Raw genomic sequence first — 16,422 nt, 5'->3', positions numbered from 1 at the left:
ACCAAATAAACGCTGCAATGTCTACAATACTTATAACGGGTGGTACAGGATTAATTGGTTCTGCTCTTACTGACATGCTTACAGCAAAAGGGCATAAGGTTATTATCTTAACAAGAACTGAAAAAACTTCTAAAAGCAACAATATAACTTTTGCAACATGGGATGTAAAATCGCAAAAAATAGATGAGAGCGCTATTTCATCCGCTGATTATATCGTACATCTTGCGGGTGCAGGTGTAGCAGATAAAAGATGGACTAGCGACAGAAAAAAAGAAATAGTAGAAAGTCGCACGCAAAGCGGAGCTTTATTGGTAAAAGCGTTGCAACAGGTACCTAATAAAGTAAAAGCAGTTATCTGTGCATCGGCAATAGGTTGGTATGGGAAAGATGAAAACCGCTCACCTAAGAAAAAGGCTTTCACCGAAGACATGCGTGCGGATAAAGAATTTTTAGGTGAGACATGTCGGCTGTGGGAAGAAAGTGTCGAGCCTATAAAAGAAGTTGGTAAGCGTCTTGTAAAATTGCGTATAGGGATTGTGCTAAGTAATGAAGGAGGTGCGCTTCCCGAATTTAAAAAACCCGTGAAGTTTGGAATAGCAGGTGTACTTGGCAGCGGAAAGCAGGTTGTAAGCTGGATACATATAGAAGACTTGTGTCGAACGTTTATATATGCAATTGAAAATGAAAACTTAGAAGGCGTTTACAATGCAGTAGCACCTACACCGGTAACCAACAAAGAACTAACCTTGCTGCTGGCGCAAAAAATGAAAGGAAGATTTTTTGTGCACCTCCATGTGCCGGTATTTGTTTTAAAAGTATTGCTTGGAGAATTGAGTGTTGAAGTGCTAAAAAGCGCAACGGTAAGTTCAGAAAAAATAAGATCGGCTGGTTTTACTTTTCTTTATCCTTCAATCGAAAGTGCTTTGGATAATCTTATTCGATAAATTCTATTTTCAAATATTAAATTAATTCTTTTTCAACTTCAATGTGAAAGACCCACCTCCGAACCATGAAAAACGCACCTCCAAACCGCGAAAGACTCATAAAGAAATTTTTCGGTCTTTTTTCCGAAATGTGACGTTATCCTTCTTCTGATTTACACTTACTAGATATTAAAAAGGTTATCTCACTATTGAAATAACCTTTTTAATATCGCTGTTTCAAAACCGTTTGGTCTTATTCTACTTTTGCGTAAATCTTTCCTTCGTTGATCGTCACTTTTTGACCTGCACCATTTACTGCTGTTCCACTAAATGTACCGGTTATAATTTTAGTTACCGGATCATACGTTTTGATGTTTATCTGAATATTTACTGCCGGTGTTACTGTGTAATCCGCTTTAAAGTAAGGTGCTTTAGTTGTGTCAGTACTGTACAAGTAGAAATCAGCATTCGCGGAATCCGTATTATAAGTTCCCGTTTGAATGGTACCGCCCGGAAGTAAAATATCCATTTGGAATAATGAATCAGGGCCCGGATAAGAGAATCCATAAAAACTTAGTGCAGTTGCATTATTAAGTTGGGGAACTGTGTGTGTAAAGGCTGAGTCGATAAAACCGTGATAAAAGTTTAGTCCATCGCTAAACTGCCATGCAGAGTCTTCGCCAGGAGGCGTGGCAGATTTTACAGGAACAGTAAAGTTGCACGAGTTGCCTCCTCCATTTAAAGGAACATCGGTATTGCCTGCATTAATTGGAGTTCCTGAACCTTGCAGGACAACTGTTTGCACTCCCGTTGAAGTAAATACTCCTTGTCCGCTAAAGTTCATTCCATTACTGGTCACGGTAGATATAGAATAAGTTCCCACACTGTCTACATTTACCTGTATCGATACCAGGTTTGTTGAATTTAGAACTACCCCTTCTTCATAATCTCCTTGTACATCTGCATTTGAACAAGTATTTGGAGCGCCGGCCAGTGTATAAATTGCCGTTTCTCCACTGTTAGTGCCAGTTGTAACTGGAATCTGAAAAGTACAAACGCTCGAGTCAAAAGAAACTGAAAAATTTGTTAGCTGAGAAGCAATCGGTTTTCCTATGCCTGTTAGTTTAATAGTCTGAATGCCCACATCTTTTACAGATCCTGTAGCAGAAAAAGAAAAGCCATTTGAGGTATCTGTAGATATTGTATAAGTGCCGGGTGCGGAAAATCGAACCTGTACCATCACAAAATTGCTGTCTGCGAGCGTACTGTCAACGTAATAGCTACCATTAACGGTAACAGGCAGGCAATTGCCTGTTGTATCCTTTAAAGAGCCGGCAGCAGGACTTCCAGTTTCAAAGCTGAATTCTTTCTGACATGCTGCGAAAAGAAGGATACCACCCATCAATATTATTAAATACCTTACTACTTTCATAAAACAAATAAAAAGTTTTTTACTTAAAGTTTCTTCGTGATCAATTATTTACAATAGTAAGAATAAATGTAGCAGTTCACTAACCTTACCTCTTTCTAAATATTGCTCCCCAAATATATTTATAAGTATTCCAATTAATGGAATCGAGCTGACAATTCCTTAAAACAATTTATTTTTTATGATCCGACACAAAAACCTGATGCAAGGCCGGCAATAACTCAGGTAAGGCCGATTGTAACTTAAAAAAATTTCTTGTTTCTTAAACTAGAATATCTCCCACCTTTTGGCGTAAATAATATCATTGTTTCCCAGATCTATTTTTATTAAACCAATATTCTTTGCATAGAAATAATTAATAGCTCCCTGGCTTTGATAAATACCGGTTTGGTCAGAAGCAAACATATACTCCCGTTGCACCTGTATTACGCTGTCAACTGTTACAGAACCCATTGTTAGTGTGCTGTTAACAGCTTCTATGGTGAACTTTATTTTTGATTTTCCGGTAATTGTTCCTGAGGTTACAATTTTTTCAGGAGATTCCCAGGTGCCGTTTACCGGTAAGCTGTCATTTAGGAAAGCATAATCAACTTTTTTATCCCCTGCCTGAGGGCCGTTTATTTGAAAAAGAAGGTCGGGATATCCGTATTCGAAGTATTCCACACCCTTTTTTCTATAATACGAAGTATCGCTGTCAAGTGAGCCGTAGTTGTTAATAAACATGCGATAATTATTAGCCAGCCAATGTCTGTCCTTTTCATTGGATCTTACATTAATTGTGTCAGAAGTTTTACTATTGGCATACGTCCAGTTACTATAATCAGTAGTAGGAAAATAATCTCTTGTTTCTACCGGGGCAGCTGTTGTTGAATCAGTAACGTTTATCGAAAACATACAAACAGAAGTATCAAAAGTAACTGCAAAATTGGTTTGTTGCATAAGAGCAGGGTTTCCTGTTCCTTTTAACGTAATGCTTTGCAATCCTGAGTCTTGCATGACACCTGAACCTTCAAAAGAAAAACCATTTGAGGTATCGGTAGATATTTTATAGGAGCCAGGCGAAGAAAAATTAACCTGAACTACCACAAAATCACTATCGGTTAAAACGCTGCCTTTTACATAGTTACCCATAATGGTCGCAGGAAGACAATTACTCGAATTGTCTTTTAAAGAACCACTGGCTACACCTTGAAAGCCTATATTTTCTATACTCAGTTCTTTTTGGCACCCTGCAAAAAGATACACACTTCCCACTATTACTGCTAATCGTTTTACTGCTTTCATAAAATATTGTATTTGTACTTATGCATTTGATGTTATCAAATGCTATTGGATTAATTGATGTGAGAAAAGGTATACTAAATTCTAAAAAAGGCGAATATTAAATAAAATAAGTTGCCATATGCTCTTTATATAAAAAAGAGTTTGCGGCCGTGTTTGTCACAAACTCTTTTTTATATTAGTTATAGTTACTATTAATAATAAATCTCCCACCTGGAAATGTAAAGTGTAACAGGAGACGGGTCTGATGTTTCAGCTTTAATGAAACCAATATTTTTTGCATAGTAAAAATTGGCGGTAGCTGCTGTTTGATATACTCCTGTTGCTGACGGAGCAAACATATATTCCTGCTTAACTTGTATAACGCTATCAATAGTGGTGTTGCCAATGGTAGTTTGTATGTCTTTCCCTTCAATAGTAAACGTGATTTTTGCATTTCCCGGTGTAGAAGCGAGGGTGGCATTTATTTCAGGAGACTCCCATGTAGTGCTGACAGGAACATTATCTTTTAAGAAAATATAATCTGCTTTACTATCTACAGTATCGTAAATCTTAAACTGATTAAAATTGCCATAGGTATAATACAAACCATCCCCTTTTCTATAATAACTTGTATCAATAACTCCAGCCTGCTGAGAAATGAAAGTTCGATAAGTATTGCCTGCAATAGTCGCATCAGTTCCGAAAACAGCTGTGTGAATACTATCGGATGAGGTACTGCCGTTTTGAAACTGGTAGGTCCAATTGCTGCTATCTGAAGTAGGAAAATAATCTGCGGACGTTACAGGAGTAACTATGGGGGGAGGGAGAGTATCGGTAACATTTATTGAGAACATACAAACACTGGTGTCAAAAGCAACTGAAAAATTGGTCTGTTGAACAAAGATAGGTTTACCCGTACCTTTTAGCCTGACACTTTGCAAACCGGTAGTGAATGCATAACCTGAATCTAGAAAAGAAAATCCGTTTGAGGTATCTGTAGAAATTTTGTATTTACCTGTTGCAGAAAAATTAACCTGTACCTCAACATAATTACTGTCGGTCAATATACTGTCTTTAACGTAACTCCCTTTAATAGTAACCGGCTGGCAATTGCCAGACTCGCTTTTTAAAGTACCAGTGGCAGATCCCAGAGGTAATCCATTTTCAAAGCTTAATTCTTTTTTACATGCTACAAAAAGAAAAATACCTCCTAATACTATTGCTAAATATTTTACTGCTTTCATAAAACGAAGAAAAAAGTTTTTTTTCAAAAGATTTTTCTAAGCTATAATATTTATAACATTGATAACAAAACCAGGCTGTTAATATAAATGCATAATTTAGATTACTAAGCCGCTATTGTTTTTTTGATCATCGCCTTTTGCAATAGAACTAATATTTGATAGAGTAGTTACAGCAATTTTAGTAAGGGCCTCGCGGGTAAAAAAGCCCTGGTGAGCGGTAATCAAAACATTTGGAAAACTTATTAAAAGGGATATAACATCATCATCAATGATTCCGGCTGATAAATCTCTGAAGAACAATTTTTCTTCCTGCTCATACACGTCTATTCCTAGATAACCCAGCTTACCAGATTTTAGCCCTGCTATTGCAGCCTTTGTATCAACAAGGCCCCCGCGGCTTGTATTAATAAGCATAACACCAGGTTTCATCAAATCAATCGTTTCGTTATTGATTAGATTATATGTCTGTTCATTAAGAGGAGAGTGGAGAGAAATAATGTCACTTTCTGCAAGTAAATCCGTCAGAGGCAGATATTGAACTCCTGCTTCTTCGAGTTCTTTATTAGCAATAAGATCAAAAGCAAGAACGCGGCAACCAAAGCCCATCATAATTTTACAGAACGCCTTCCCGATATTTCCGGTACCTATTACTCCTATGGTTTTGCCATGGATGTCAAAGCCTAATAAACCATTTAGCGAAAAGTTTTGTTCACGTACGCGATTGTAAGCTTTATGGGTTTTTCGATTTAATGTAAGAATCATGGCAACAGCATGTTCTGCAACTGCCTCCGGTGAATAGGCTGGTACGCGGCAAACTTTTATATTGTTTTCTTTAGCGGCATTTAGATCCACATTATTAAAACCTGCGCACCGCAATGCTATTATATGAACCCCTTTTGAGGCAAGAGATTCAATTACATTTTTTGTCACCTTGTCGTTTACAAATACACAAACGGCTTCACTTTTCTTTACAATATCAACTGTAGATTCGTCTAAACCAGCTTCAATGAATTCAAGTTCAAAACCAAAATCCTTATTGTATTTAATAAAAAAATCTTTATCGTAGGGCTGGGTTGAAAAGAATGTTATTTTCATGCTAACGATATAAAAAGATGAGTACTCTGACACTCGTTCTTTAGTAAATCAAAATATTACTAATGGTGAATCAAGTACAAAAGATTGCTTAACAATTATCACTGGGTACGCACAGAAACGATAACTGTTAAGAAATTATTTGAAGAAAAAGGTTTTATAACAGCAACAATAGCAAAAAAAGATTAACGATTTACAAGAGAATCTGCTTGTGGTGCAACTTGTTTTTCCTTTGCTTCCTGCTCTTCTTTTTTTGCCTTCTTTTTAAAAAAGCCTTTTAATAAAAAATTATGCTGCAAAGCTTCCAGGTTATCATCCAGCTTTTGACTGCCTGTTTGTAGGTTTCTCAGTGTGACTCTTATGTCTGCTGCTGCATCTTCATCATGGAGTAACATGCCTACCGGCGTATTCCTGTTGTTTAAGCTATTGTTAAGACCGTTAGTTGCGTTGTTTAAATTATTTACCACGCTATTGGCAGTTGCCGATACTTCCTGCATTTGATCGGCTGTTGTTTTTAGCCTGTTAAAAACTGTGGTATCTGTTACTAAATCGTTTGCAAGTGTACCTTTTTTGTGAAGGCTGGCAGCATAATCAGCAACGGACGAACTAATTCTTTGAGCATTAGACGAAGCTTTTTTTAATAGCACCATTGACGCCTGAAGGTCATCAATTAACTTGTCATCTGTTAGCAATCTTCCTGCTGTTCCCTTTCCTTCTGCAATTCCTCTGCTGACAACTTTAAAGTCATTTGTAATCTCGAGCAAGTTTTTGTTATTCGACTGCAGTGTACTCATCATTTCATCCGGATTAGGTGCTTTTTCTACTCCCAGCATATCGCCATTTTCGACAGGCGGCGATTTCGAGACCCCGGGATAGATTACTATTATTTTATTTCCAATCAATCCATCTGAGCTAATTCTTGCCTTCGCATTTTTACGAATATATTCCTGAGCTGTTTCTTCTATATTCATATCTACCTCTACCTGGGCATTTCCGTAAAAAGATATTTTCTTTACCGTTCCTATTTTTACGCCTGAAAACCAGATATTGTTTCCTTTTTGCAAACCATTTATATCATCAAAAATGGCCCTTACAGTTATTGATTTGTCAAATGTTTTGTGTTGGCCGCCAAGTGTAAGAATAGTTATCACAAATATTACAACTCCCAGCAGTACAAAAATACCAACTATAACTGCTCTCGTATTTTTTGTTGATTTCATTTTTTATTCAATAAAATTATAATTATAAAAACTTTTTATTCTTTCCTCATTACTGTTAAACACTTCATCAAAAGTTCCCTGTTTTATAAATTTTCCATCAAGCAACATAGCTACTCGGTCGCCGGTAGCTTTGGCACAGGTCAGGTCATGTGTAATGATAATAGAACTTGTTTTAAATTCTTCCTGTACTTTATTAATCAGGTTGTTGATCTCTATACACGTTATCGGATCTAAACCCGCGGTCGGTTCATCATATAACATAATTTCCGGACGTAAAATAAGCGTACGTGCGATTCCGATGCGTTTTCTTTGCCCCCCCGAAAGTTCAGAAGGCATTTGATGTTTTGTCTGAATAAGGCCTACTGCATCCAACACCCTGTCTATCGCATCCTCCACTTCTTTTCTTGATAGATGTTTTTGGTTTCGCACAAGTGGAAATTCAAGATTTTCTCTAACCGTCATGCTATCATACAAAGCGCTGCTTTGAAAAGAAAATCCCAGTTTCAGCCGCAATTCCTGCAATTGACGATCGTTCAACCTGTCTACTTCCTGTCCCAACACTTTTACTGTGCCACTGTCCTGTTTCAACAAACCAGAAATAATTTTAATTAAAACGGATTTTCCTGTGCCTGAGCGGCCAAGTACCACCACGTTTTCTCCTCTATAAAGATCAAGGTCTATGCCGCGTAATACATGGTTGTTTCCAAATGATTTGTAAACGTTTCTTATTACAATTACTGCTTCTTTTTCGTTAATCCTGTCTGTAGCTGGCTTCTCCATTTACTTTACTGTCATTTTATAGAGTTAGCTATTTGCACAATAAGTATCTCTTCCACAAAAATTAAAAACATAGAAATAACTACAGATGAGTTGGCCGCCCTTCCCACCCCTTCAGTTCCTGATGTTGCGTGGTAACCTTTATAGCAACCGACAATGCCAATGGTAAAACCATACACAATAGATTTTGTCAAAGAAGCAAAAATATCGAGAAAGGAAATTTTTTGAAATGCCTGTTCAAAAAATGAAACAAAGCTTGTCATTTCGTTTACATGAACATTAAGGTACGAACCAAACATTGCCACACCTCCCGTATAACACATAAGCACAGGGATCATAAATGTAGTGGCAAGCACCCGGCTGACCACCAAAAATTTAAATGGATTGACAGCTGAAACTTCCATTGCATCTATCTGCTCTGTTACTTTCATCGAACCTATTTCAGCTCCAATATTTGATCCCACTTTTCCTGCAGCGATCAATGCAGTTACAAGTGGAGCAAGCGCCTTTATAATGGCTATTGCCACAAGGGATGGTAACCATGAAGTAGCGCCAAACTCAGCAAGAGACGGCCGTGATTGTTTGGTAAAAACCAGGCCGGTAATAAAACCGGTTAATGAAATCAGCGGAAGAGAATTGTACCCTATCTCATAGCATTGCCGGATGATTTCTCTTCCCTCGTAAGGAGGCTGTAAAACTTCTTTAAAAAATCTCAGGACAAATTTTGAGGCGTCATAAAGATTGATAAAAAAGGTATCCATCCGTCGCGTAATCACATATTCTCTTGGTGGCTTTACATTCATATCCTTTATATGTTATACTTTATCAGATTGCGAAAGTAACGTATCGGTTTTATCTTTTGTACTATCATTGATTACGGTAACTGCAAATTCCACTTAAGTAAGGCGATTTTTAAATATTGATACAACTTTTTGTACTTTGGTTAAACATGATTGCGTCGCATTTCTTTCACCTGCAAACACTACCACCAGGCTTTTTTCAGCCATATTTGCTGTTACGTGGATTCTGTAGTAAAAAAAGAGAGCCGTAAATGAATAAAAGTATTTAAAATTAAAAATTGAGCTATTTTATGTTATAATCTCTTTTCTGTAAATATTTCAAACAATTGTAAAGCAAGATTGTAGTAAAACTTCCACATTACATAGAGCAATTTTCTTTTGCACCTTGATCTTTTTCTTTCATTTAGACATCTGATATAATTTTTTTATAATGTTGTCTAAAGTGTAATGAGGTGGCCAAAAGATAACCATAGCAGAAAGTTTTGTAGTATTCGCCACAGAAATATTAAAAATTCATATCTTCTCAGCAAAAAAAATAATTATCTTGTTCTGGAAGGAACTAAAGGTTGAAGATCCAAAGTTATAACGGCGAAAAAAAACTTATAAATTTTGTTGGCTAAAGCAATAATATGAATAAAGAAGAAATTGTTCAATACGTAAAAGATCACCCGTCAGGAAAAGTAAAAATCGCCGTTACAGACATTGATGGTATCCTGCGGGGAAAATATATTTCCGTAGAAAAGTTTCTCTCAGTAATCGATTCAAATACCGGCTTTTGCGATGTTGTTTTTGGGTGGGATGCCGCAGATGTTGCTTATGACAATGTAGAATTTACTGGCTGGCATTCTGGTTATCCTGATGCTCTTGCAAAATTAGATTTGTCTACTTTTAGAAAAATTCCCTGGGAAAATGATATTCCGTTTTTTTTAGCGGAAATAATTGATAAAAGTGATCAGCCCTCTTACGTTTGCCCAAGACAATTATTAAAAAGAGTGTTGAGTGATGCGAAAAACGCCGGCTACACACCTTTTTTTTCCCAGGAATTTGAATGGTTCAATTTTGCGGAAACACCACGAAGTGCTAACGAAAAACAATTCAGAAATCTCACTCCGCTTACTCCTGGCATGTTTGGATATTCCATTTTGCGCAGCACCTTGCAAAATCCTTTTTTTACCGACATTTTTCAATTACTAAAGAAGTTTGATGTGCCGTTAGAGGGGTTGCATACAGAGACAGGCCCCGGCACTATTGAGGCGGCTATTGTCTATTCTGAAATTACAGAGGCAGCAGACAGGGCGGTATTATTTAAAACTGCTGTAAAAGAAATTGCTTATAAGCATGCTATAATGGCAACATTCATGGCAAAGATTAACGAAAATCTTCCGGGTTGCGGAGGGCACGTACATCAAAGCCTTTGGGATGATACAGGTAAGACAAATCTTTTTTATGATGAGAAGGATAATATGAAAATGAGCGAAATAATGAAATATTATATCGCCGGGCAACTGCATTGTCTTCCTTATATTCTTCCTATGTTCGCTCCCGTCATAAATAGTTTTAAAAGGCTGGTAGAAGGAGCCTGGGCGCCGACTACTCTTACCTGGGGTGTGGATAACCGAACGGTTGCTTTGCGGGCATTGCCAGGCAGTAGCAAATCATGCAGGTTGGAAACTCGAGTGATTGGCTCAGACGTAAATCCGTACCTGGCAATGGCCGCAGCGCTGGCATCGGGCTTATACGGAATTAGAAATAAACTTGATCTTAAACAGGCTGCTACTACGGGAAATGGCTATAAAGATTTTTCTAATGGAACTCTTCCCAAGACGCTTGATGAGGCTACACAAATGATGAAACATTCAAAACTTGCAAAAGAAATATTGGGAGAAAGTTTTGTTCGCCATTTTGTTCAAACGCGCGAATGGGAATGGAAACAGCATCTGAAAGCAGTTACAGATTGGGAGTATAAAAGATATTTCGAGATTATTTAAAATAAGTAGAAGGTTTAGGTATACGAGAAAAAAACTTTTTATCAAACACCTCAACCTCACAACTCACCCCACAGTCAAACTACTGTATCATGATCTTCGATAAAATTTATCAGTACAATTTCCCGACAACAATTCTGTTTGGTGCCGGAGCGAGCAAAGAATTGGGAGATTATTTATTGAAAAATAATTTATTAAAACCCCTTATCATAACAGATAAGACCATAGCACAATTTGATTTTTTTAAAGAAATTATCTATGGGCTGAAAAGGAAGAATATATCTGTAGAAGTATTTGATGACATTCATAAAAATCCGGTAAAGTCTGACGTATATAAAGGAACAGATGTATATGATATTTCTCGGCGAGACTGCATTATAGGAATTGGTGGAGGTGCTGCGCTGGATGTTGCAAGAGCAGTTGTACTGCGGGTAAACCACCGTGAAGATCTCTTTAAATATGATGATCTCATTGGCGGAGATGTATATGTAACGAATGATGTTCCACATTTTATCACTATTCCAACTACAGCCGGCACTGGCAGCGAAGTCGGCAGAAGCGCCATCATTGCGGATGATGAAACGCACCAAAAGAAAATCCTTTTTTCACCAAAATTATTAGCCAAAATCGTATTTGCCGATCCTTTATTAACATTAGACTTGCCACCATTTATTACTGCTGCTACAGGTATGGATGCCTTGACCCATAATATGGAAGCATACCTTGCCAAAATGCCTCATCCTTTGTGCGAAGGAATTGCATTGGAAGGCATTTCGTTAATCAGCCAATCTTTAGAAAATGCGGTAAACAGGCCTGACTTAGAATCGAGAAGCAAAATGCTCATTGCGTCTATTATGGGTGCGGTTGCTTTTCAAAAAGGACTTGGAGTTGTTCATTCGCTTGCTCATCCACTTTCATCTCTTCTTGATACTCATCACGGCCTTGCCAATGCTGTAAACCTTCCATACGGAATGGAATTTAACATAGAGGGCTCTGAGTACAAGTTTAGGAAAATAGCAAGGACGTTGGAATTAAAAGATGAAACGGGAAAAGCTGTAGTAGAATATTTGTTTGATCTTAATGCAACAATAGGCATACCTCATAAGCTAACAGATATTGGTGTAAAGCAAGAACATATAGAAATGCTGGCTGACCTTGCCGTGGCCGATTTTGCTCACCCCAACAATCCCAAACCGGTAACAAGGGAAGATTTCAGGCAACTGTATAGTCGGGCTTTATAAGGAATGATTATATGCTATCTTATAGCGAATTAGTTTTCCTGAAGGCGTTGTTGAGAAAATTGGTTAAACATGCGGTTACCTTTCTAATCCATACTTACTAATGAAAAAGAAAATCGGCATCAGTTTCACTGAAATGAATTTTAAACGTTATTGGAATTGGTTTGATCAAGAAGATTTACAAAATGATGTAGAACTGGTTGAGTTGTCATTTGAAAAAAATAATACAGAAGATATTTATACCTGCGATGGATTTATATTGACAGGAGGTGTTGATGTGCATCCAGAGTTTTATTCTGGTTCGATGGAATATGATAACAAGCCAGATGAATTTTTACAAAGAAGGGACAAGTTTGAAGAAAAGATCTACAAATATTCTCAGGCGGGTATTAAGCCATTATTAGGAATATGCAGAGGTTTGCAATTGGTAAATGTTTTACAGGGAGGAAAGCTGATTCAAGACCTGGAACTAAGAGGAAATGAAAAACATCGCCGTGAAGCAGATACAGATAAACAACACGCTATAAGAATTGAAAGCGGTTCCCTGCTTTATGGCATCACTCACGCTCGCGTTTGTAATGTAAACAGTGCACATCACCAGGTTGCAGATCCTGGGGCTTTAGGCGATAACCTCATGGCAAACGCATATGATTTTGATGAAAAAATAATAGAAGGATTGGAATTTAAAGATAAAAAAAATAAGGCTTATATGTTGTGTGTACAATGGCACCCCGAGCGAATGGATGACCAGGAAAGTGTTATGTCTAAAAACATAAAAGAAAGTTTTTTAGAAGCAGTAAAAAACAGTATTTAAACAACTATTATGCAAATCATTAACCCGGCGACAGAAGAAATTATAAAAGAAGTAAAAGAAGATACAAAGGAAAGTTTATTCGAAAAGCTTGAATTATTAAGAGGTAATCAACCGGAATGGCAAAAAGTACCAATTGCCGAAAGGGTTAAAGTCCTCAAAAAGTTTTCTGACCTAATAGAAAAAAATATTGAAGATCTTGCTTTGACTTTAACAACTGAAGTCGGAAAACCATTGCAGCAATCACGCAATGAAATAAATGGCGCCAGGAAGCGTATAAAGTGGCTTGCAGAAAATGCAGAAAAATATTTATCTGCCGAAACAATGACTTTCGAAGAAGGAATGGAGGAAAAAATCGTTTATGAACCACTAGGTGTCGTCTGCAATATTTCTGCATGGAACTACCCTTATCTTGTTGGTATAAATGTATTTGTTCCGGCACTGCTTGCCGGGAATGCGGTCATGTACAAACCTTCGGAGTACGCAACGTTAACCGGACTAAAAATTGAAAAACTTTTAAAAGAAGCCGGCGTTCCGGAAAAAAGCTTCCAGGTAGCGGTCGGCGGGAGAGAGGTGGGCGAACAATTGTTGGATCTGCCCTTTGACGGATATTTTTTTACCGGCTCTTATAAAACGGGCAAATATATTTATGAAAGAGTCGCCCCTAAAATGGTTGTATGCCAGTGCGAATTAGGTGGCAAAGATCCGCTGTACGTAGCAGACGATATAACGGATATAAAAGCCGTTGCAGCAGGCACTGCTGACGGCGCTTTTTATAATAACGGCCAAAGTTGCTGCGCGGTTGAACGTATTTATATCCATGAAAAAGTGTATGATAAATATGTTGAGGAATTTACAAAAGAAGTGAATTCATGGAAAGTAGGATTGCCAACTGAAGAAGGAATTTATATTGGTCCACTTACCCGGAAGGGTCAAATTGATTTACTTACACAACAGATCGAAGATGCATTGAGACAAGGGGCAACTCTTGAAACAGGGGGGAAACGTATTGATAGAGGTGGATATTATTTTGAGCCGACCGTTCTTACAAATGTTAATCACGACATGGCTGTTATGAAAGATGAATCATTTGGACCGGTTATTGGCATTATGAAAGTGCAAAATGATGAAGAGGCAATTCGCTTTATGCAGGATACAGAATATGGATTAACTGCTGCTGTATATAGTTCAGATAAGGCAAGAGCAGAAAAAATATTGGAACAAATAAATGCGGGAACGGGCTATTGGAATTGTTGCGATAGAGTCAGTCCCGCTCTTCCCTGGAGTGGCAGAAAGCACTCGGGGTTTGGAGCTACTCTATCCCATACAGGCTTGCGCACATTTACAAAGCCTAAAGCCTTTCACTTAAGAAGTTAAAGTGAGAGCACAATCCTAGTTTTATCCCCAACGCAGCAACTACTGTTTGATAATAAAGTATGCATTTGCAATTAATTTAACTTACTAAACGCGCTGCAAATGCATACTCGGTTAAAATTTATTGTAAGGTAATCTTAAGGAACTTTTTCGAAACTAGTGCCGTAATCATCCGCTTTATCAAATTTAATCTGCATGTAAGTAGTATTTCCGGAGGTGACCATCGAGTAATAATATTTTTGCGTTAATCCTGGGCTTGCCACTTCCTGGTCTGTTGCATCCCTGTCCACTTTCAGTGTTCCATTTTGCCAGCCTTTGTAATGAGCTTTACAAGCGTGAAAAATAAATGATTCATCATCCAGAAATTCTACGGTACCTATTGCTTTGGTGGCTGTTTTTGCATTTACCCCTGCGTTGGCCAGGTAGTAAAACTCAGCGTTTTTGCCATCATTTTCAAAATGAAATAACTTGCCGCTCTGAAATGCATTGCCAACATATTCACCCGTGTAGGCATCTACTATTTGTGTAGATGAGTTGTATCCATTTGCCCAGTTTCCTACTAGTTCAGCCGGTACTGAAGAACTGGGCAGATTACAGGACACAGTATTGCCCGGACTTTCATCATTTTTTTTGCAACTGGAAAAAAATACTAACACAAGAATACCAATCAATAAAAAATTCGATTTCATGATTTTATAATTTTTTTATTTTTTAATAAATACACCTTCTATTTTTATTTTTTAATTAAAAGGTGAGTGCAAAAAAATAGATAAAAGCAAGGTGTTGAAATAGCATCTTTATGTGGTTGGTACAAGCGGTAAAGTCAGTGAGAAAATAGAGGTAGATTTTAAAGGAAGAGTGGACTAATTACTCTTAAAAGGAATACTAAATTTGAGATAAAAATAATTATGACGAGATAAGGCAATAGCTAAGCCTTTAATTGAACTCACGGAAATGCTGTTGTAAATGGTTAGAGTTGCTGCACTAAAATCTCAGGTGTCTTACCGTCAAGCCATTATTTTGCAACTGCTTTAATGAGTCTATACCAATGTTCAAATGTTTATCTACAAAGGTTTGAGTTACTTCCACATCGCTTTTTTCGGTCTTTACACCTTCAGGTATCATGGGTTGGTCGCTTACCAGTAATAGTGCACCAGTAGGTATTTTATTGTAAAACCCAACGGTAAAAATAGTGGCCGTTTCCATATCTATAGCATAGGCGCGAATGCGCTTAAGATATTCTTTAAATTCGACGTCATGCTCCCATACCCGTCGGTTCATTGTATACACTGTGCCTGTCCAATAATCCACCTCGTATTCGCGTATAGTAGTTGAAATTGCTTTTTGCAAAGCGAATGCAGGTAAAGCAGGCACCTCCGGGGGAAAATAATCATCTGATGTACCTTCTCCTCTTATCGCAGCTATTGGCAATATCAGGTCGCCTATTTTATTCCTTTTTTTCAGTCCGCCGCATTTGCCTAAAAACAATACCGCTTCAGGTGCAATTGCCGCAAGCAAGTCCATTACAGTTGCTGCACCCGGGCTGCCCATACCAAAATTTATAATGGTAATACCATTAGCTGTTGCGCATTGCATTGGCCTGTCTTCACCTACTACGTGTACATCGTGCAAAAAGGCAAACATTTTTACATAGTTAGAGAAGTTAGTAAGCAGAATATACTTTCCAAAATTTTCAAGCTTTTCACCTGTATATCGGGGTAACCAGTTTTTTACAATTTCTTCTTTTGTATTCATATTTGTTCTTTTCGTTTCTTAATTCCACACCGCAACAGGATTTAGTAAATTTAGCAAATACTTTTGTTAGATGATTAACATACAGTTTCCCCCACATGCTTTTAAAATAAAAAAAGAAAAAGGGAAGGAAATAATTTTTGATGAATGTAGAAAACAGTGGGTTTTACTTACTCCGGAAGAATGGGTACGCCAAAATTTTTTGCAGTATTTGATGCAGGAAAAATCATATCCTGCTTCGATGATTGCTGTTGAGCGAGAAATTATGCTGGGTGATGTGAAGAAGCGTTTCGATATTGTTGTCTTTAAAAATACTAAACCCTGGCTGATTGTTGAATGCAAGGAAATGCAGGTAAAATTAAATGAAGATGTTATAAGACAAATACTTAATTATAATATTACTTTACAGGTAGAATATCTTGTTATCACCAATGGGACCTCAACTTTTGCCTTACATGTGCAACAGGGAACATTTGAATGGTTGCACAAACTTCCGGATTTTTAAAAAATGAAA

Annotated in this window: 15 protein-coding genes; 6 read left to right on the top strand and 9 right to left on the bottom strand. The window is 37.4% G+C overall.

From position 1 onward, the window contains the following. The first annotated feature begins 17 nt into the window (after positions 1–17). Positions 18–944: a TIGR01777 family oxidoreductase gene (locus B154_RS0127195; protein WP_018617534.1), complete on the top strand. Its 927-nt coding sequence runs from the start codon at positions 18–20 to the stop codon at positions 942–944. A gap of 232 nt (positions 945–1,176) precedes the next feature. Here the strand turns inward: B154_RS0127195 and B154_RS0127190 are convergent, their stop codons facing one another. The 7 genes from B154_RS0127190 to B154_RS0127155 all read right to left on the bottom strand — a co-directional run bounded on the left by B154_RS0127190 (position 1,177) and on the right by B154_RS0127155 (position 8,751). Continuing rightward, positions 1,177–2,355, bottom strand: a complete 1,179-nt coding sequence (locus B154_RS0127190; RefSeq protein ID WP_018617533.1) for a hypothetical protein — start codon at positions 2,353–2,355, stop codon at positions 1,177–1,179. 264 nt (positions 2,356–2,619) lie between these two features. Next, complete coding sequence (locus B154_RS0127185) at positions 2,620–3,636, bottom strand: hypothetical protein (RefSeq protein ID WP_018617532.1); 1,017 nt, start codon at positions 3,634–3,636, stop codon at positions 2,620–2,622. A 191-nt stretch (positions 3,637–3,827) separates the two neighbouring features. Then, the gene (locus B154_RS0127180; protein ID WP_018617530.1) at positions 3,828–4,859 is read right to left on the bottom strand and encodes a hypothetical protein; all 1,032 of its coding nucleotides are present in this window, start codon (positions 4,857–4,859) and stop codon (positions 3,828–3,830) included. Positions 4,860–4,955: 96 nt separating this feature from the next. Then, a complete protein-coding gene (locus B154_RS0127175) occupies positions 4,956–5,954 on the bottom strand; it encodes a 2-hydroxyacid dehydrogenase (RefSeq protein WP_018617528.1) in 999 nt (332 codons plus the stop codon). 182 nt (positions 5,955–6,136) lie between these two features. Beyond that, entirely contained in the window at positions 6,137–7,171 is a 1,035-nt protein-coding gene (locus B154_RS0127165) for an MlaD family protein (RefSeq protein ID WP_018617526.1), read from the bottom strand. A 3-nt stretch (positions 7,172–7,174) separates the two neighbouring features. Further along, entirely contained in the window at positions 7,175–7,951 is a 777-nt protein-coding gene (locus tag B154_RS0127160) for an ABC transporter ATP-binding protein (protein WP_018617524.1), read from the bottom strand. A gap of 11 nt (positions 7,952–7,962) precedes the next feature. Further along, complete coding sequence (locus B154_RS0127155) at positions 7,963–8,751, bottom strand: MlaE family ABC transporter permease (RefSeq protein WP_026260481.1); 789 nt, start codon at positions 8,749–8,751, stop codon at positions 7,963–7,965. Positions 8,752–9,377: 626 nt separating this feature from the next. On the opposite strand from B154_RS0127155, the gene B154_RS0127145 reads away from it, so the two are divergent. The 4 genes from B154_RS0127145 (at position 9,378) to B154_RS0127130 (ending at position 14,159) form a co-directional block, all read left to right on the top strand. Next, complete coding sequence (locus B154_RS0127145; protein ID WP_018617519.1) at positions 9,378–10,736, top strand: glutamine synthetase family protein; 1,359 nt, start codon at positions 9,378–9,380, stop codon at positions 10,734–10,736. Positions 10,737–10,825: 89 nt separating this feature from the next. Beyond that, complete coding sequence (locus B154_RS0127140; protein WP_018617517.1) at positions 10,826–11,974, top strand: iron-containing alcohol dehydrogenase; 1,149 nt, start codon at positions 10,826–10,828, stop codon at positions 11,972–11,974. Positions 11,975–12,074: 100 nt separating this feature from the next. Next, positions 12,075–12,785, top strand: a complete 711-nt coding sequence (locus B154_RS0127135) for a gamma-glutamyl-gamma-aminobutyrate hydrolase family protein (RefSeq protein WP_018617516.1) — start codon at positions 12,075–12,077, stop codon at positions 12,783–12,785. Between the two features lie 9 nt (positions 12,786–12,794). Beyond that, positions 12,795–14,159: an aldehyde dehydrogenase family protein gene (locus tag B154_RS0127130; RefSeq protein WP_018617513.1), complete on the top strand. Its 1,365-nt coding sequence runs from the start codon at positions 12,795–12,797 to the stop codon at positions 14,157–14,159. 134 nt (positions 14,160–14,293) lie between these two features. Here the strand turns inward: B154_RS0127130 and B154_RS0127125 are convergent, their stop codons facing one another. Both B154_RS0127125 and B154_RS0127120 read right to left on the bottom strand, forming a co-directional pair. Beyond that, on the bottom strand, positions 14,294–14,845 hold the full coding sequence (locus tag B154_RS0127125) for a hypothetical protein (RefSeq protein WP_018617512.1): 552 nt from the start codon (positions 14,843–14,845) through the stop codon (positions 14,294–14,296). A gap of 295 nt (positions 14,846–15,140) precedes the next feature. Beyond that, positions 15,141–15,911: an AMP nucleosidase gene (locus B154_RS0127120; protein ID WP_018617510.1), complete on the bottom strand. Its 771-nt coding sequence runs from the start codon at positions 15,909–15,911 to the stop codon at positions 15,141–15,143. Positions 15,912–15,981: 70 nt separating this feature from the next. Between B154_RS0127120 and B154_RS0127115 the strand changes: the two genes are divergently transcribed. Beyond that, positions 15,982–16,413: a type I restriction enzyme HsdR N-terminal domain-containing protein gene (locus B154_RS0127115; RefSeq protein WP_018617509.1), complete on the top strand. Its 432-nt coding sequence runs from the start codon at positions 15,982–15,984 to the stop codon at positions 16,411–16,413. Positions 16,414–16,422: the final 9 nt, after the last annotated feature.

This window comes from Segetibacter koreensis DSM 18137, assembly GCF_000374045.1.
Classification (GTDB): domain Bacteria; phylum Bacteroidota; class Bacteroidia; order Chitinophagales; family Chitinophagaceae; genus Segetibacter; species Segetibacter koreensis.
This window is presented reverse-complemented; position numbering and strand designations above follow the sequence as displayed.

Bases quoted from the DNA above. Each gene is read 5' to 3' on its own strand.
- B154_RS0127195 (WP_018617534.1), top strand. From the start codon at position 18: ATGTCTACAATACTTATAACGGGTGGTACAGGATTAATTGGTTCTGCT.
- B154_RS0127190 (WP_018617533.1), bottom strand. From the start codon at position 2,355: ATGAAAGTAGTAAGGTATTTAATAATATTGATGGGTGGTATCCTTCTT.
- B154_RS0127185 (WP_018617532.1), bottom strand. From the start codon at position 3,636: ATGAAAGCAGTAAAACGATTAGCAGTAATAGTGGGAAGTGTGTATCTT.
- B154_RS0127180 (WP_018617530.1), bottom strand. From the start codon at position 4,859: ATGAAAGCAGTAAAATATTTAGCAATAGTATTAGGAGGTATTTTTCTT.
- B154_RS0127175 (WP_018617528.1), bottom strand. From the start codon at position 5,954: ATGAAAATAACATTCTTTTCAACCCAGCCCTACGATAAAGATTTTTTT.
- B154_RS0127165 (WP_018617526.1), bottom strand. From the start codon at position 7,171: ATGAAATCAACAAAAAATACGAGAGCAGTTATAGTTGGTATTTTTGTA.
- B154_RS0127160 (WP_018617524.1), bottom strand. From the start codon at position 7,951: ATGGAGAAGCCAGCTACAGACAGGATTAACGAAAAAGAAGCAGTAATT.
- B154_RS0127155 (WP_026260481.1), bottom strand. From the start codon at position 8,751: ATGAATGTAAAGCCACCAAGAGAATATGTGATTACGCGACGGATGGAT.
- B154_RS0127145 (WP_018617519.1), top strand. From the start codon at position 9,378: ATGAATAAAGAAGAAATTGTTCAATACGTAAAAGATCACCCGTCAGGA.
- B154_RS0127140 (WP_018617517.1), top strand. From the start codon at position 10,826: ATGATCTTCGATAAAATTTATCAGTACAATTTCCCGACAACAATTCTG.
- B154_RS0127135 (WP_018617516.1), top strand. From the start codon at position 12,075: ATGAAAAAGAAAATCGGCATCAGTTTCACTGAAATGAATTTTAAACGT.
- B154_RS0127130 (WP_018617513.1), top strand. From the start codon at position 12,795: ATGCAAATCATTAACCCGGCGACAGAAGAAATTATAAAAGAAGTAAAA.
- B154_RS0127125 (WP_018617512.1), bottom strand. From the start codon at position 14,845: ATGAAATCGAATTTTTTATTGATTGGTATTCTTGTGTTAGTATTTTTT.
- B154_RS0127120 (WP_018617510.1), bottom strand. From the start codon at position 15,911: ATGAATACAAAAGAAGAAATTGTAAAAAACTGGTTACCCCGATATACA.
- B154_RS0127115 (WP_018617509.1), top strand. From the start codon at position 15,982: ATGATTAACATACAGTTTCCCCCACATGCTTTTAAAATAAAAAAAGAA.